14 protein-coding genes are annotated in these 17,621 nt (G+C 36.8%); 2 read left to right on the top strand and 12 right to left on the bottom strand.

Annotation, left to right across the window (positions count from 1 at the left end; translation table 11 throughout):
- Positions 1–5: 5 nt before the first annotated feature.
- The 4 genes from ACZ1GR_RS04155 to udk form a co-directional block, all read right to left on the bottom strand.
- Positions 6–914 (bottom strand): ParB/RepB/Spo0J family partition protein, encoded by a 909-nt coding sequence (locus ACZ1GR_RS04155; protein WP_472610972.1) that lies wholly within the window; start codon positions 912–914, stop codon positions 6–8.
- Positions 915–1,688, bottom strand: a complete 774-nt coding sequence (locus tag ACZ1GR_RS04150; protein ID WP_472610971.1) for a ParA family protein — start codon at positions 1,686–1,688, stop codon at positions 915–917.
- Between the two features lie 174 nt (positions 1,689–1,862).
- Complete coding sequence (locus ACZ1GR_RS04145; protein WP_472610970.1) at positions 1,863–2,192, bottom strand: FtsB family cell division protein; 330 nt, start codon at positions 2,190–2,192, stop codon at positions 1,863–1,865.
- A 3-nt stretch (positions 2,193–2,195) separates the two neighbouring features.
- Positions 2,196–2,804 (bottom strand): uridine kinase, encoded by a 609-nt coding sequence (udk, locus tag ACZ1GR_RS04140; protein WP_472610969.1) that lies wholly within the window; start codon positions 2,802–2,804, stop codon positions 2,196–2,198.
- Between the two features lie 137 nt (positions 2,805–2,941).
- Between udk and ACZ1GR_RS04135 the strand changes: the two genes are divergently transcribed.
- Entirely contained in the window at positions 2,942–4,150 is a 1,209-nt protein-coding gene (locus ACZ1GR_RS04135; RefSeq protein ID WP_472610968.1) for a multidrug effflux MFS transporter, read from the top strand.
- Here the strand turns inward: ACZ1GR_RS04135 and ACZ1GR_RS04130 are convergent.
- The 7 genes from ACZ1GR_RS04130 to ACZ1GR_RS04100 all read right to left on the bottom strand — a co-directional run bounded on the left by ACZ1GR_RS04130 (position 4,143) and on the right by ACZ1GR_RS04100 (position 14,633).
- On the bottom strand, positions 4,143–5,225 hold the full coding sequence (locus ACZ1GR_RS04130) for an anhydro-N-acetylmuramic acid kinase (RefSeq protein ID WP_472610967.1): 1,083 nt from the start codon (positions 5,223–5,225) through the stop codon (positions 4,143–4,145). The genes ACZ1GR_RS04135 and ACZ1GR_RS04130 overlap by 8 nt on opposite strands.
- 2 nt (positions 5,226–5,227) lie before the next feature.
- Complete coding sequence (locus ACZ1GR_RS04125) at positions 5,228–5,887, bottom strand: class I SAM-dependent methyltransferase (protein ID WP_472610966.1); 660 nt, start codon at positions 5,885–5,887, stop codon at positions 5,228–5,230.
- The gene (locus ACZ1GR_RS04120) at positions 5,877–7,445 is read right to left on the bottom strand and encodes a glycoside hydrolase family 3 protein (protein ID WP_472610965.1); all 1,569 of its coding nucleotides are present in this window, start codon (positions 7,443–7,445) and stop codon (positions 5,877–5,879) included. The genes ACZ1GR_RS04125 and ACZ1GR_RS04120 overlap by 11 nt, the downstream gene beginning before the upstream one ends.
- Positions 7,438–8,712, bottom strand: a complete 1,275-nt coding sequence (locus ACZ1GR_RS04115; RefSeq protein WP_472610964.1) for an MFS transporter — start codon at positions 8,710–8,712, stop codon at positions 7,438–7,440. The genes ACZ1GR_RS04120 and ACZ1GR_RS04115 overlap by 8 nt, the downstream gene beginning before the upstream one ends.
- A complete protein-coding gene (locus ACZ1GR_RS04110) occupies positions 8,713–10,212 on the bottom strand; it encodes a glycoside hydrolase family 10-like protein (protein ID WP_472610963.1) in 1,500 nt (499 codons plus the stop codon).
- A gap of 94 nt (positions 10,213–10,306) precedes the next feature.
- Positions 10,307–11,647 (bottom strand): RagB/SusD family nutrient uptake outer membrane protein, encoded by a 1,341-nt coding sequence (locus ACZ1GR_RS04105; RefSeq protein WP_472610962.1) that lies wholly within the window; start codon positions 11,645–11,647, stop codon positions 10,307–10,309.
- A 10-nt stretch (positions 11,648–11,657) separates the two neighbouring features.
- The gene (locus tag ACZ1GR_RS04100; protein ID WP_472610961.1) at positions 11,658–14,633 is read right to left on the bottom strand and encodes a SusC/RagA family TonB-linked outer membrane protein; all 2,976 of its coding nucleotides are present in this window, start codon (positions 14,631–14,633) and stop codon (positions 11,658–11,660) included.
- 210 nt (positions 14,634–14,843) lie between these two features.
- Here ACZ1GR_RS04100 and ACZ1GR_RS04095 point away from each other — a divergent pair, with 210 nt between their 5' ends.
- Positions 14,844–15,593, top strand: coding sequence for a DeoR/GlpR family DNA-binding transcription regulator (locus ACZ1GR_RS04095; RefSeq protein ID WP_472610960.1), 750 nt, complete (start codon positions 14,844–14,846; stop codon positions 15,591–15,593).
- A gap of 22 nt (positions 15,594–15,615) precedes the next feature.
- Here ACZ1GR_RS04095 and nagB read toward each other — a convergent pair whose 3' ends face one another.
- Positions 15,616–17,556: a glucosamine-6-phosphate deaminase gene (nagB, locus tag ACZ1GR_RS04090; protein WP_472610959.1), complete on the bottom strand. Its 1,941-nt coding sequence runs from the start codon at positions 17,554–17,556 to the stop codon at positions 15,616–15,618.
- Between the last annotated feature and the right edge of the window lie 65 nt (positions 17,557–17,621).

The following is a 17,621-nucleotide window of genomic DNA, read 5'->3' as shown; positions in this document are numbered from 1 at the left end:
GGTATTTACCCACCAGTAAGTATTTTTTTCAAGCGTTGAAATTCTTCTTTAGAGTGAAAAGGAATCACAATTTTACCTTTACCATTTGGGGAAGAAGTTATGTCCACCTTTACTGCAAGGTTTTTGGTAATACTATCTATGTTTTTACTAATGTAGCCAGGGAGCTCTTTTTTTGTAGTGGTCTTATTAATTGAAGATTCCCCTTTGTTGTTTTTGAACGCTTTTACCAATTGCTCCGTTTCGCGAACCGATAGCCCTTCTGCAACTATTTTTTCATAAATGGCAATTTGGTCTTTCTTTTTGTCAATATTGACCAAAGCCCTACCATGGCCCATTGAAACAAATCCGTCGCGCATACCGGTTTGAATAATGGGGTCCAATTTGAGAAGACGCATATAATTTGTGATAGTAGAACGTTTTTTTCCTACACGCTCACTTAACTTTTCTTGTGTAATCTGAATTTCGTCGGTAAGTCTTTGGTATGAAAGTGCAATTTCTATAGGGTCTAAATCTTGACGTTGAATATTTTCGACCAAGGCCATTTCTAAAGACTCTTGATCATTGGCAATTCTTATATAGGCGGGTATGGTTTCTAGGCCAACTAATTTTGAGGCTCTAAATCTTCTTTCCCCAGAAACTAATTGAAACTTATTAAAATCTAACTTTCTGACTGTAATAGGTTGAATGATGCCTAATTCGCGAATGGAGCTGGCCAATTCTTCGAGCGTTTCATCATTAAAATTAGAACGTGGCTGAAAAGGGTTTACCTCTATAGAATTGATATCCAATTCTACCACATTGCCAATTACTTTATCCGCGTTTTTATCGGATACGGACTGAATATCATTGTCCGGGTCTTTTAAAAGAGCGGACAAGCCTCTACCAAGAGCTTGTTTTTTTGTTGCTTTCGCCATTTAAACTTTCTCCTTGTTTTTACTCAATATCTCATTGGCCAAGTTCAAGTAGTTAGATGCCCCTTTACTGCTGGCATCGTACTTTATAATACTTTCACCATAACTTGGCGCTTCACTTAGTTTTACATTTCGCTGAATAATGGTGTCAAAGACCATATCGGCAAAATGCTTCTTTACTTCTTCTACTACTTGATTAGATAATCGCAAGCGAGAATCATACATAGTTAGTAACATACCCTCAATATCTAAATCGGCATTGTGTATTTTTTGCACACTTTTTACCGTATTTAATAATTTTCCTAGGCCTTCTAAAGCATAGTATTCACATTGAATGGGTATCATTACAGAATCTGCTGCCGTCAAGGCATTCAGGGTAAGTAGACCTAAAGAAGGTGCACAATCTATTAAAATATAATCATATGAATCACGAAGGTCTTTTATGGCCTCTTTCATCATATATTCTCGGTTATCTTTATCTACCAATTCAATTTCGATGGCAACCAAATCGATATGTGAAGGAATTAAATCAACATTAGGGGAATTAGTTGTAACTATTGTTTCTGAAGCCTCAAGGGTGTGCTCCAACAATTGGTAAGTACCACTTTCAACACTATCAACATCAATACCAAGTCCTGAAGTTGCGTTGGCTTGAGGGTCAGCATCAATTAAAAGCACTTTTTTTTCTAAAACACCTAGTGATGCAGCTAAGTTAACCGTGGTGGTGGTTTTACCAACCCCACCTTTTTGGTTTGCAATAGCAATAATTTTACCCATTAGTTAAGTAAGTTAGGGGTTAAAAATACAATTATTTAGCGTGCCAAAAAATGTATTTTGTTAACACCAAGTGAATAAACAGCAAGTATGACGTTAAAGAAAGTTAAACGAATCATTATTAATGGCACACAAGTTTTTTGAGCCTTAAAACGCGCAGTTTTAGCCTTGATGAAATTAGTCGTTCTTAGTTTTTAAACTGTCTTCATATTCAATAAGAAAAATTTCCTCATTATCTTTCTTCATATAATATTTTTCCCTCGCGAATTTTTCTAACTCCTCAGGGGTAGATAGTTCTTTGAGTACTTTCTTATCTTTTGTAATTTCATTTTGCAGAAACTCTTTTTGCTGTTCGAGCTTCTTAATCTCTCCTTGTAATTCTAAATGAATAAGTAATGAATTGGTATCGAAAAAAACCATCCAAATAACAAATATGGTAAGTACCAATACATACATATTGGTAAGTAGTTTGAACCATTTTTTTTGTTTTAACGCGCCAAAACCCATAAATCAATTTAGTTTGTCATTGATAATAGTTTTTACGATATCGACAGCTACGGTATTGTAGTGATTATTTGGTATAATGATGTCGGCAAACTCTTTTGAGGGTTCGATAAACTGGTTATGCATTGGTTTTACCGCGGTTTGATAGCGATGTAAAACCTTTTCTAGATTATGGCCACGTTCTTTTATATCACGTTGTAGCCTTCTAATTAGTCGCTCGTCAGAATCGGCGTGAACGAAAATTTTAATGTCGAACAACTCCCGTATTTTAGGGTTGCTCAAAACAAGGATGCCTTCAACAATCATTACTTTTCTTGGCTGCGTAAGAATAGTCTTTTCTAATCGGGTTTCTTCAACAAAGGAATAAACCGGTTTTTGAATGGATTTATTTTGCTTTAATTGATGTAGATGTTCAATCAAAAGTTCAAAATCAATTGAATTCGGATGGTCAAAATTCACTTGACTTCGCTCTTCTTTCGTCATATGTGATAAATCATTGTAATACGAATCTTGAGAGATTACCCCAACAACGTTATCGGGTAATTCATTTACAATCTGATTTACAACAGTGGTCTTACCGCATCCTGTTCCGCCAGCTATACCAATTATAAGCATTCAAAAGAAGTTTGTTCAAAAGTAATAATTTGAATGTAGACAGACTTCTTGTTCCAACAAATAATAAACAAACAATTTAAGGGCAAATACATGCTTTTACAACGTCTGATTGGGTATCATATAACTACTTTTGCCGAATGCAATCTGAAAACCAAAAACCTAATTTTGAATTTGTAGCTCTCATGGCGTCTTTGATGTCTATAGTTGCTTTGGCCATTGATGCCCTATTGCCCGCAATTTCTGATATTGGAATCGCCATTAAAAGCGAAGACCCAACGGTAAATCAACTGTTGATTACCATGATTTTTTTGGGTTTGGGAGTGGGTCAGTTATTTTTCGGGCCACTTTCAGACTCCTACGGCAGAAAACCGATTGTGTATCTGGGTTTCATTGTATTTGCCATTGCTAGCGTTATCTGTTTATTTGCCCCTAATATTGAAATAATGGTTGTGGGGCGTATTTTTCAAGGTATTGGTCTTTCTGCACCACGTACAATAACGATATCGATTATTCGAGATTCATATAAAGGTGATTATATGGCAAAAGTTATGTCTTTTGTTGTGGCGTTTTTTATTCTTATCCCAGTTGTGGCACCTGCCATTGGAAAACTTATTTTAGATGAATTTGGATGGGAAGCTATTTTTTATGTTCAACTATTTTTTGGGTTGTTAGTGGCTATTTGGTTTTGGAAAAGGCAGAAAGAAACCCTCAAACCAGAATATAAAATTCCTTTTGCGGCTCGTGTTTTTATAGATGGTACAAAAGAGTTTTTGAAGTATAAGGAGACCATCGCTTTTACCATGATTTCAGGATTGGTAACTGGTGCTTTTTTAGTCTATTTAAGTGCTTCACAGCATATTTTTGAGAATCAATATGAGCAAAAAGAAGCATTTCCGTATATTTTCGCTGGGTTAGCAATTTCCATTGGTCTGTCTACCTTTCTAAACGGAACTTTAGTGCTCCGTTTCGGTATGCGTAAGCTATCCTTTATGGCGCTCTGTACATTTTGCATCATTGCATTGCTATATGTTATAATTTTTTGGGGGACCCCCAACCCAAGTATCTATATTTTGGTGACTTTTCTTTTTGGGCAGTTTTTCTGTTTGGGTTTTATGTGGGGCAACTTTCGTTCCATAGCCATGGAACCTATCGGCCATATTGCCGGTATTGGCGCAGCGATAAATGGCTTTGTCTCTACCTTACTATCTATACCTATTGCGACCTTGATCGGTTATTTTGTAGATGACACGGTTTGGCCGATGTTTTTAGGATTGGCATTGTGTGGGTTAGGGTCTTTTATTGTTTTTATGATGTCTAAGAAATTTAAAAAAACCGTAATTACATAGAGGGGGAGAAAACTACACCACTACAAGAATCGTTTGATGCCCCTGTTACCGAAGACAATACATTAGTTTTGCCCTCCATTTTTAAAACACCCATTAGGCCAAAAACCAACGCCTCTTTAAAATTAATGAGTTGTTTTGATGGAATAATCACTTCAGTATGGGGAAGTAATTTTTCACGAAGTGTTTCAATAAAAAAGTCGTTTAAGGCACCCCCACCGCAGACCAATAAGGTATTGACCTTCTTTTCCATATTTTCGGTGATAGCCAAGGCTATTTTGGAGGTATTATGCTGAATAAAAGTGTGCAATAAGTCTTCGACACTAGCCTTGGATTCCTCAATTAAAGGGATTATCTCTTTACTAAACCATTCATATCCAGTAGATTTTGGGAATGGAAGTTTATAGTATTCTAGTTTATCTAATTGAGAATGAAGAGTATCATTAAGCACTCCAGAGGCAGCTAACGTACCACCTTTATCATATTCCAGGTTTATTTTTTGCGTAATGTAATTCAACGGCATGTTTGCTAGGCCGATATCGTAGGCTATGCGTTCTCCATCTTTTTGAAATGAAATATTACTAATACCACCCAGATTGAGGCAGAAATTATAGTCGCTGAACAACAGTTCATCACCTATCGGAACCAACGGCGCTCCTTGACCTCCTAGTTTCACATCTAAAGAGCGAAAATCGCAAACCACTTTTTGTCTCGAGCTGTTGGCAAGCTCTTGCCCATTTCCGAGTTGAAAGGTGTATCCTTCCTCAGGTCTATGATGTGAAGTATGTCCATGACTGGCTATAAAATCAATATCTAAATTGTTCTTCTGAATGAATGCCTTTGCTTGCTCGCCCAGCCATATACCATAAGCTTTATCTAAAGCTTCGTGTGCTGAATCTGAAAGATATATCGCGTTTTTAAGCTGTAATTTCAAAGCTGGGGAATAGGAAATAGTTTCGGCCTCTAGAATTTTGAAGTTCCATAAAGTCTCAGTTTCTTGCCAAATATGACAATAAGCAATGTCTAAACCATCTAATGAGGTTCCAGACATCATACCAAGGATTTTATAAGTATTCATTATTACTGTAAAATATAAATGATTGATAAAGGTTGATGTTCTGAGTTCGTTACCTCTTTTACTTTCAGGATTTTCAAACTACTCTTTTCAAAAACAGTAGTCCAATCTTCAAAAGTTCTGGCATACCAAGAATGTCCTTCAAGAAAGTTGCCAGGTAGTCCTTTCCACGAATCTTTAAACCACTGCGATTGGTAGCCATCACCATTTTTTTCTATAAAAGTGGGGTGTAAGGTTTGTATAATTATCAGTCCCGTTTGCCGTAAATGGTTTTTCATATTTTTTAAAAGCAAAGCCATTCCTTTTTCTTGGTAAAGGCAGAAATTAAAAACAACGGCATCAAAAGGGTTTTCAGGAATAACTGCTCCATCCATGATATCTTCATAACTCATTTGATAAAAAGGCTCATTTCCTTTTCTTTTTGCCTCTAACAATAGTTTTTTGGTGCTATCAATACCGATAGCTATTTTTCCTAGAGCTGTCATTTCTCTGGTAAGCCATCCCTCACCACAGCCGCAATCCAAAATTTTGGAAACATTAAGTTCGGTCAATGTTTCTATTATAGCTTTATTCGTAAATTTTCTTGAAGGAATTTCATTGGCTTGAATTACCCTATTCCACTCTTCTGCATTTTTGTCCCAAGAATCTTGAATATCAGTTTTCATTTGCGATATTTTTAATATGTACGGGCAGTTTTCCTGTCGCTTTTAAATTCCCAGAAAAATGTGCTTTTGCCACATCTCGAAATTCCTTGAAATCTTGATATGCAACAACTACAGCCCGTGCATTTTTAATATTTATCTGATTCAGAACATAAGGATTGCCAAAAAGATAAAGAATAACATTTTTTTCAAGCATTACATCGTTCAGGAAGTTGATTTCTTCTTCTAAAAGACCAAAGCAGTTGGTTGGTTTAATTTGTGGAGGAGTCAACAGCACCAATATATTTTTCTTATCGGCTATTTCGGACTTTAGTTTTTCCAAATCCTTTAAAATTTCTAATGCTTCTTGATTGGAAGATCTTTTTAAAGCTAAAGTGTAATAATCAGTTTTATTAAAGGCTGCAATTTCTGCTTCTGTACCTTTACATAGTGTGATGCTTTTTTCAGCTATTGCTTTATTCAAGATGCCGCTATTGCTTAATTCGGTGATGGGATTTACTCCTTGCACCTTTGTTTTTAACCTCCATATTCTTTCAAAACTATCTTCAATTTGTTCTTCGGTTGCGTTCTGTAAAATAGCTGCAATACCTTCTGTAATGTTTTTGGGAAAACATAGAATATCATTGCCGGCATCAAAGGCCAACCATTCTAATTCACCTTTTTTAGGATAGTTTTTGGATACCGCATGCATATTTAAGGCATCAGAAATCACTACCCCACCAAAACCCATATCTTTTCTTAGAATACCTTTAATAACCTCTTTAGAAATGCTGGATGATATTTTTTTGCCATTGGTAAGTGAGGGGACCGATAAATGGCCAACCATTACCGAGTCTACTCCTTTGTCAATCAATTTTTGAAAAGGATATAGTTCGTTTATAATTAATTCAGCTTTGGATTTACTAATTAGTGGAAGCCCTAAATGCGAATCTGTCTCAGTATCTCCATGACCGGGAAAATGTTTTATACTGGTTAAAACTAGTTCACTTTTTGTTCCTTCAACATAAGCTAAAGCTTTTTCGGCCACTTTTTTTACATCTTCCCCAAAAGAACGGTATCCTATTACTGGATTATTTGGATTGTTATTGATATCTACACATGGTGAGAGATTCCAATGCACACCAGCCGCTTTGCAGTCTTTTGCTATCTGTTTGCCCACTTCAAAAATTAAATCATGGCAATTTTCTAGTGCTCCTAGTGTGATTGCATAAGGATATCGGGGTGTGTTCTCTACACGCATCGCCAAGCCCCATTCTGCGTCAATGGCAATAAGTAATGGATATTTAGCTGCTTTTTGGTAACGTTTTACTAGTCCTTGTAAAGTTTTAAAGCTTTCTTTGTTATGGACTACCTTTTTTTTGCCTTCAAAATTAGTAGCGGCACTTGCCCTACTATGAAAAAAACAAAGACTTCCAATGTTATTTTGTTTGATGAGTTTTTCTATCTGCTTTATTTCTGATTCGCTATCGTTTATAAAAACTGCGGGCATAAAAAGCTGTCCTACTTTTTCTTTGGTAGATAACTGTTTTTTTGCATTTATATAGTTGATAAAATCAGTCATCCGATGCTTTTGTTTTTTTACCAAAATCAGCAGGATATTTTATGAATTTCATCAAAAATACTGCCGGCAATGCTGCAATTACAACCCATACAAAGAAACCGCCATAACCCAGCCACTCTTGCATATAACCGCTTATCATTCCAGGCAACATCATACCTAATGCCATAAAACCAGTTGCAATGGCATAGTGGGATGTTTTTGATTTACCTTCTGCGACATAAATGAGGTACATTAGAAACGCGGCAAAACCGAAGCCATAACCAAATTTTTCAAAAACCACGGTAGCTGTAACTGCAATAATACTTGTAGTTTTGGTAATCGCTAAAATGGCGTAGAGAATGTTAGGAAGGTTTAAGGAAAGAATCATTGGAAACATCCATTTTTTAAGACCATCCCTTGAGATTAAAATACCTCCAAGAATACCTCCAATGGACAACATAATTACCCCGGCCGTACCAAATATGGTTCCCAATTGCTCGGTAGAATAGCCAAGGCCACCTTGTTCAGGACTGTCCAATAAAAAAGGGGCGGCCATTTTCACCAATTGTGACTCGCCCAAACGATATGTTAGAATAAAAGCTAGTGCTATGCCAATATTGGGTTTATCAAAAAAAGATTTGAATACTTCTAAAAAGCTTTTCGGTTTTTCTAGCAATACGTCCCCCGAAGTTTCATATTTTGGAGTTGCAAAAAAGTTGGAAACTGTTAATAGCAACATCAAAAAAGCCGCGGCGGTCATAGTAATGCTCCATGCTTTGGAATTATCACCATATTTATTTTCCAGAAAGCCTGCTAAAACAACAATCAATCCTTCTCCAGTAACCATAGCAAGCCTGTAGAAAGTACTTCGCATACCGACAAAAAAGGACTGTTTTTTTTCAGTCAACCCCAGCATGTAATAACCATCTGATGCTATATCATTTGTCGCCGATGCAAAAGCAGCCATCCAAAAACAGGCAAGTGTAGTAGTGAAGAACATATTGGTAGGTAAGGTTAGACCCACCCCCAAAAGGGCAATAGCTATTAGTAGTTGCATAACTAAAAACCATTTACGTTTTGTACTTTTTAAGTCTACAAAAGGACTCCACAAAGGCTTTAACACCCATGGCAAGTATAATAAACTTGTATAAAGCCCTATATCTTCATTGCTTACACCAAGTTTTTTGTACATGATTACAGAAACAGTAACCACCAGCACATAAGGCAGTCCTTGGGTGAAATAAAGTATAGGTACCCATACCCACGCTCCTTTGTCTTTTTTAATCATTTAGTTTACGTCTATAATCATAGGTTGGCTTTCAAAACCAAATTTATCCAATAAAGTTATCGCTATTTGTTTGTTCCCTTTAATTTGTTTTTTTGAAATTGAAAAAAAGTCGCTGCCATCCAAGAATTTTTTTAAAATCAATTTGCTCATCGGATAGTTGGGTAAGGGCTCTCTACCTGACTTATATAATAGCGCATATCTTTGGTTTTTCAGAGAAATGAAATTTAATCGAATACTGTCTTTTGTCACAGTATTTGAAAGGATTTTAGGTATATTATTTGCCTTCTCGCCAACAATTGGTGAGATTGGTGTTAGCGCTTCATGCATGTAAAAATTTCTTTTAAGTTTTCTTACAACATCTCTATTTTTCTGCATTAGACTTTTTGCACTAAAAAAGATATTACCCGACACTCTTTTCTTTAAACGTGACAGTTCTATCTGATTTGGAATTTCTTTTTTATTGTACCAAGCTTTATCACTATTATTTCGGATTTTATAAGTGCCATTACCCATGTATAGGTTAGTATTTTCGCTATTTTTTGCCCACCAATTTGTAATGGTTTTATGTGACGCTACAGGAAGCTCCATGCTCCAATAAGCCTGTGGTGCTATATAATCTATCCAGCCTTGTTTCAACCACAATAATGGGTCGGCATATAAGTCTTCATAAGTAGTCTGCCCTGCTTTTGTTTCGGAACCTCTCGGGTCGGTAGATTTGTTTTTCCATACACCAAATGGACTAATTCCAAATTGTACCCATGGCTTTTCTGATTTAATGGACTCATGGATATTCTTCACCAAAGAATCTATATTGCTTCTTCGCCAATCATACAATCCTTGGTTTGGTAAAGCATATTTTTGGTATGTAATTGAATCTTTAAATACCTCGTCCTTTATCTTATATGGGTAAAAGTAATCGTCAAAATGAATAGCATCTATATCATAGTTCTCGACTATTTCTTTCATTACAGAAACCAACTTTTCCCTGACTTCTGGTGAACCTGGATTATAGTAATATTTTTTACCATATTTTACCATCCATTCAGGGTGTTGATTAAAATCGTGCTGGGGACTTAAAATAGTAGTGTCTAAATCAAAAGTAGCACGATACGGATTTAACCATGCATGAAACTCCATTCCTCTTTTATGGGTTTCTTTTGTCATCCATTTTAATAAATCTTCATTGGTGTCAGGCGCTCTGCCCTCTTTTCCTGTAAGGTATCTGGACCAAGGGGCATATTTCGAATCGAAAAATGCATCTCCAGCAGTTCTTACTTGAACAATTGCGGCATTAAAATTGAGTTCATCATAAAAATCCAAGATTTCTAAATAATCTCTTTTCTGTTTTGTAACGATGTCTTCACCACTTTTCGGCCAATCAATATTTGCAACCGTAGCGATCCAAACCCCCCTAAACTCTGTCTTTGGTTGTGGTACAGATTTGTATGGAGAACAAGCAGACAGTATAATTATAAAAACAAAAAATAGTTTTTTTTTCATTTCTTCTAAATAATTAAAGAGCTGGTTATAAAATAACAGGCCTACTATTCACTAGAATCATGTAGGCCTGCTATAAAACTAAACTAAACAAATATTATAACTGTGGATCCGTCGGTGTATTTGGATTGCTGTTTCTCTCGGTATCGGGGTAGGGATAAAAATTCCTGTTACGCTCCTCAGTGTAATTCATCGCTGCTCCGCTTGGCGTAGGTCTGTTGAAACGTCTACTGTCCTCCAAACTTAAGCCTGTCAAAAATAATTCTGCTCTTCTATTTTGATATACTTCATTCAATAGCGCTTCAACTGTTGTAGCACCAGAATAGGCTGCAATGTTTGCATTTACTCCCAATGGGTCGTCATTATCAGTACGTACTTCATCGATTGCCGTGATAGCTGTGGCAGTGTCTGGATTACTTTTTCTTAAATTGGCTTCAGCTATTATTAAATTCATTTCATCTGGTATGTAGAGTGGAAGTGAGCCTGTATTTACGTTAAAAAAACCAGCTAAATCTTCGATGGGAAGTCCATTTTGGTTTGTTTCATCTAATGGCGTTAAATAAAAAGTAAGTCGGCCATCTGCAGCATCAAAAATAAATTCAGCTGGTAATCCAAAATTATCCCTTGGTTTAAAATTTGGGGCATCGTTTAAAAACACTCGACTCCAAATTGGGTTTAAATTCTGTGAATCATAGGCAAAAGTAGATGTTGAAGACTGGTCCACATCATTTGCAGCCATAATGGCTGCATCATAGTTGCCGGCAAAAAGATTGTATCTGGCCAACATGGCATCAATGGTATTTGCAATATCTATGTTGCCTAAAGTTACCTCTTCGGTAAATTCTGTAGAAACTGGAGTTGCAGAGATAGCTGACTTGGCTTCTTGTAACAGCCCTATTGCCGTTTCATATCCAGATTGTCTTGGTACAAATTCGGCATTGTTATCATTACTGGTTTGTACGATAACTTGCTCATAGTTCTGTGATAAGCTACCAATCGCAAGAGCTTTAAACAACTTTGCATGGGCAATAAGGCCACTTTGTGTACCTGGGTCAAGTTCTACATTTGCTGTGTTGGCCTCAATATCTTCGGCTATCTTAATAACTCTGAGCATAGTGGACCATAAGCCTTGAACGTTGGAATTAAAGTTTGGTAAGGCAGTTCCACCATCTTCTAACTCTATCATGTTTTGAAAAGTTGTTGTAATGCCTCCTTCTCTAGTTGTTATGGCAGGTGTTTCAGCAATCCAACGAACACCAGTTGTCGAGTATAATTGCTGAAGACCTACTGCTGCTGCCAATATTCCTTCCCTAGAAGAAAATGTTTGTTCGGCTGTTGCTGAATTAGGATTGTCAAAATCGGTTTCGCATGAGGTTAATACCAACAAAATTGCTGACATAACCATTGTAATTGTTTTATATATTTTGTTATGTTTCATCTTTTTGTTTTTAGAAGTTGACGTTAACGCTAAATTGATACGTTCGAGGAATTGGTACTCCTGCAAAATCGAACCCTCTTACTCCATTACTTTGACCAGCTGAATTTATTTCCGGATCCCAGCCCGAATAGTCGTCCCATGAAACTAAATTTCTTCCAATAAGACTCAATTTAATATTGTCTACAGATTTAAAAGGCGATTTAAAATCGTAGCTAATAGCAAGTTCCCTTAACTTTACAAAAGAACCGTCTTCAACAAATTCTTCAAAAATACCGGCTTGAGCTCCACCAAATCCCTTAGGTCTATTACCAAGCAATTCTTGACCAACGTTTGACCCACCTCCAAAAATAACGTTGTCCAAAAGTCTTCTATTCCAATTGAATACATCAAAACCTTGTACGGCATCAAACTGTATCCTTAATGAGAAATCTTTATAAGAAAATTCATTTATCAAAGAACCAAACCAATCCGGATTGGGATCACCGATTACTTTTGATGAAGAACCATCATCATTTGTTCCTCTAAAAGGATAACCGTTTTCGTCAAGAGAAATACTACCGTCAGCATCCCTGGCATAAAATTGTCGGTAAAAAACACCTAATGGTTCTCCTTCGATAACAAAATTGGTCGCAAAACTACCTGCTAGGGCGAATTGACCACCACCAGCGACACTGGTTACGGTGTTTTCGTTTTTCGAATATGTTGCGGTGACATCCCAAGTGAAATCATTTGTCTTTACCGGAGAACCTTTCAATAACAGTTCAATACCTTTATTCTCAAGATTACCTACGTTTTCAATTCTAGAACCAAACCCTGTAGAAGGTGCTAACTCTCTTGGTAAAAGAAGATCTGTCACATCTTGCTTGTAATATGTGAATTCTACACCTAATCTATTGCTTAAGAAGCCTGCATCAAACCCAAATTCAAATTCTTCTTGACGTTCGGGCGCAATATTTAAATCTCCCTGTTGTGTACTAGGTATTAAGCTAGGAGACCCATTTATCGCAGATGGATTCAATAGTGTAAAACGTTGAAAAGCGGACAGTGCGGTTAGATTACCTGCTTGTCCCCAAGAACCTCTTAACTTGAATACATTAAAAGCGTCACCAAAGGTTTCTTCCCAAAAACCTTCTTCCGAAAGAACATAAGATAAACTTGCTTTTGCATATAGTTGATTTCTTTCATCTTTTCCAAAAGTAGAGGCACCGTCCATTCGCAAAGCTCCGTTTAGGTATAGCTTATCCTTGTAGCTGAAGGATTGTTGAATAAAAGAACCCCAATACGATATCTGTGATCTACCTTCTCCTTGTGCTAAAATACTTCCGCTTTCAGCAGTTTCAACAATAGGAGGTAGACCATTAGCACTTATACCTACGCGATCAAACTCTTCATATTGCCATGACCCTCCGATTGTCGAGGTAGAAGAAATGTCTTCATTAATATCAAATCTATAGGATAAATTCAAATCGCTATTGTATTGAAAGTTATTGATATCTGAACGTCTTGCAAATCCGTCTCCGTTCGGAGAAGTATTATTTATTGGAATAAATGCTGTTGCAGATTGATTGAAATAGTCAAGCCCTAAAGTGTAATTAGCCGATAGGCGTTCCGTGATTTTTGCATCTAAAGATACGCTGGTAATAAATCGATTTGTTTTTTGACCAAAATCAAACCGATTTACAGCTTCTAATGGGTTTGTTCTAGGAACAAGTAGTGATGTTATCGGGAAAACACCAGATTCATTCGGAAAAGGATTAACGGAGTTATCACTAAAAACAAAACCAGTAATTGCACCATATGCAGAGTTTATACCACCGTTAGGAATATCCTGACTTTGACTACGCACATAATTTAAGCCTGCATTAATGGTCAACCAATCAAATGCTTTTTGGGTTAGATTGGTCTTAAAGCCAATTCTTCTAAAATCTGTATTTTGAATTATCCCTTCGTTGTCTAGTTGCGAAGCGGAAATAAAATAAGAAGTTTTATCGTTGCCCCCAGAAACGGATAGATAATTTTCCAATCCAAAACCAGAACCAAAGAACTCATCTTGCAGGTCATATCTAGTAACCGGAACTGTTTCTAAATCAGTTCTGTCAAATGGATTTACCCAAGCTAAAGGCGCGGTGTTGTAATCTATCTTTTTTCTAAGTTCGTTTACCCTGACGCTGGTAGAGAAGCTAAATCGGGGCTCTCCTGACTTCCCCTTTTTAGTAAAAATTTGTACGACACCGTTACTCGCTCTAGATCCATATATAGCTGCCGCTGCTGCACCCTTTATTATCTCAATACGTTCAACATCATTTGGATTTAGATCGGCAAGTCTATTTTGTGCATTCCCTCCTAAGTCAATAAGCTGGTTACTTGAATTACTTATTATAATACCGTCCACGATATATAGAGGATCAGAATTACCCAAGACCGTACTTGGACCTCTTAACCGGATGCTAATTCCACCTGCAGGGTCGCCGGAATTTTGTTGTACCAATGCCCCTGTGATTTTTCCTGAAATTGCTTGGTCAACCGCAGTTGCCCCGTTATTGACCAAGTCTTCGGCTTTTACGGAAGAGATAGCGTTACCCAATGTTCTTTTATTTACTCCAACAGTGTTTCCCGTAACGATTACTTCATCTAGATTAAGTAAATCTTCATTGAGCGATATATTGTTTGTGATTTCAATTGATGAGCCAATAGAAATAGGAGTTTTTTTGGTAGAATATCCCAAATAACTTACTATTAAAATATAATCACCAGGATCTAGGTTTGCCGTGAAAACGTAGTTTCCATCAAAATCTGTTACCGTACCATTGCTAGTGTTCTCGATAAAAACTGAAGCTCCGGGAATGGGACTTCCGCTTTCACCGTCAGTGACATTCCCCGAAAAGGAATAACTTTCTGTCTGCCCTAAAACAGATCCGCTAGTCAAAAAGAGCAGCACTAAAAGTAAGTGTAGCAACTTTTCTTTGACAAAGTTGTTTTTTTTCATAAAGTGTAGTTTTAATTTAAGTTCAATTAGAATTAAGATGTTAAGTAGGATTGTTTTTACAAAACATCTTCGTATTCTCTTTAAAAGTATGCAAAAAATTGCATCAATATTTTTTTTTGCAATATTTTTAATTAAAAACTTATCATATGCCCTCAGATTTGCAATATTTTGCAATATTTCGCATCTTGTGCATACCAACCACTATTTATAATGTTAAAAGAAGAACGCCACCAGATTATTTTGAACGAAGTTAGAGTTCATAATAGAATTTTATTGACTGATATTGCAAACCTTTTAAATGTTTCTCCTGATACTATTCGAAGAGACATTAAAAGCTTGCACGATAATAATAAGTTAAAGAAGGTTCATGGAGGTGCAGTTTCTTTGGGGTTTAATAACTACAATAATGCTTTTGAGGATATTTATGCTTTGGCTGAAAAGAAAATAATTGCCAAAAAGGCCATACAACTTTTAAAAGACGGTCAGGTAATTTTATTAAGTGGAGGGACGACCAATATAGAAATTGCCAAATTAATTCCACCAAGATTAAAATTAACATGTTTTACCCCAAGCCTCCAAGTAGCCATACAAATGCTTAATAAGCCACACATAGAAACTGTTTTCGTAGGGGGAAAGCTGTCAAATAATTCTCAAATCGCCATTGGTGGTAACGCTATAAATATGCTTGCTCGCATAAAAACAGATATATGTTTTTTAGGAACCAACTCAATAGGCTGTAGTGATGGCCTAACAGAGTTTGATTGGGACATTGTTCAAGTAAAAAGAGCTATGATAAGAACTTCTAAAAAAGTTATTTCACCTGCGATTTCTGAAAAACTGAATTCTACGCAACGTTATAAAATATGCGAGATAGAAGCTATAGATATTTTGATAACGGAGCTATTACCTTCAGATCGTATTTTGAAGCCTTTTTCTGATAGAGGATTGACAATTATGTAAAGAATTTATCGAAATAAAAGTGCTAGTCGAATTTGTAACGCACAAAACCCTCCATAGCTTCATATTCTGCCATGCCCAAAGCATTATATTTATGGGCTGTTTCTTTATTACGTTGCTCTGCCCGCTGCCAAAACTCACGCTCATCGTTCCCTGGAAACATAGCTGCATCTTTTTGCGACTGGTGCTTAAAAATGGCGCTTATTTTTCTTGCCATGTCTTTAGGTCCGATAGGCACGGTCATTTCCATATCGGAAATATCCCATTCTTGCCATGCCCCGCGATAAAGCCAAACGTAGCAATCCTTAATCCAGTCCACGCTATCTTCTACTAATCTATCCAAAGCCTTATATACAACTTGTAAACAAACCCTATGTGTGCCGTGCGGATCTGATAAATCACCTGCAGCAAAGATTTGATGTGGTTGTATTTTATTGAGCAAATCATAGGTGATTTTAATATCTTCTTCAGAATGCGGTTTTTTCTTGACCGCTCCGGTTTCATAAAAGGGCAAGTTCAGAAAATGCGCGTTTTCTTCAGGAACACCACAGTAGCGACATGCTGCCAGTGCTTCTCCTTTTCGTATCAAACCCTTAAACTCCTGTATTTCGGGGCTGTCAATTTGCCCTGGTGACTTATTACTTAAAAACTGGCGCACATTTCTAAAGCGTTCTTGCAACTGTTTATCCTCTTTTTCTATATCCGTAGCAAAATCTAAAAAACGAATCACTTCATCATCAAAGACCGCAATGTTGCCCGAGGTCTGATATGCAACATGCACCTCATGTTTTTGGTCCACTAAACGCAAGAGCGTGCCGCCCATTGAAATAACGTCATCGTCAGGGTGTGGACTAAAAATCAAAGAGCGTTTTTGATGCGGTAATTCCCGCTCTGGGCGTTGACTATTGTCAGCATTTGGTTTGCCTCCCGGCCACCCGGTTATGGTTCGCTGTAATTGGTTGAAGACCTTCAGGTTTATCTGTTCTGCCGAACCTATTTCTGCAACTAGACTGCCCATTCCGTATTCGTTATAATCCTCATTAGTAAGTTTTAGAATGGCTTTTCCTAGTTTTTCCGATAACCAAATTGCAGCTTTTTTGATAAGCTTCTCATTCCATTCACAATCGCCAACTAACCAAGGTGTCTTTACTCGGGTAAGAAAAGATGCGGAAGCTTCATCTAAAATAAAATCACAGTTGTTATGGTGTTGTAAAAAAGTAGCCGGCACAGATTCACGTATTTCACCTTCAACAGCTTCTTGTACAATTTGGGCCTTTCCCTCGCCCCAAGCCATTAATAAAATGCGCTTTGCGTTCATAATGGTACCGACCCCCATAGTCAAGGCCCTTGAGGGCACGTTTTCTTGACCAAAGAAATCACTGGCAGCGTCTAGTTTTGTGACACGGTCTAATCTAACCAGTCTAGTTTTACTATGCATTGAAGAACCTGGTTCATTAAAACCAATATGACCTGTTCTTCCAATCCCCAAGATTTGAATATCCAATCCTCCAGCATTAAGGATTTTCTTCTCATAATTTTCGCAATAGGTCCTTACCTGTTCTTTTGATACCGTACCGTCAGGAACATTTGCATTTTCTTTTTTAATATCAATATGGTCGAACAGATGCTCATTCATAAATCGTACATAGCTATGAATAGAATCGGGTTGCATGGGGTAATACTCGTCCAAATTAAAACAAATGACATTTTTAAAACTTAAACCTTCTTTACGATGAAACTTTACAAGAAAATCATAAACCTTAGTTGGGGTAGAACCTGTTGCCAAACCTAGAACAGCCATTTTACCTTGTTTTTGTCGTTCCCTGATTAATGATGCTATCTCTTGTGCCACATAAAGCGACGCATTTTCTGAATTACTATGAATCAGTGTATTTATTTTTTCAAACTTTTTTTGTTCGTCATTGGGTTTGACTACTGAATCTTTAGATGAGGTCTTTTGTGCCATTTTTTGATGTTTTTGAAATTGAAAACAGCACAAAACTACATAATTTTTCTATATTTTGCTGTTTC

The organism is Croceitalea sp. W27, assembly GCF_055693185.1.
The sequence above is the reverse complement of the archived record's forward strand: the minus strand, read 5'-3'. Positions and strand labels throughout refer to the sequence as shown.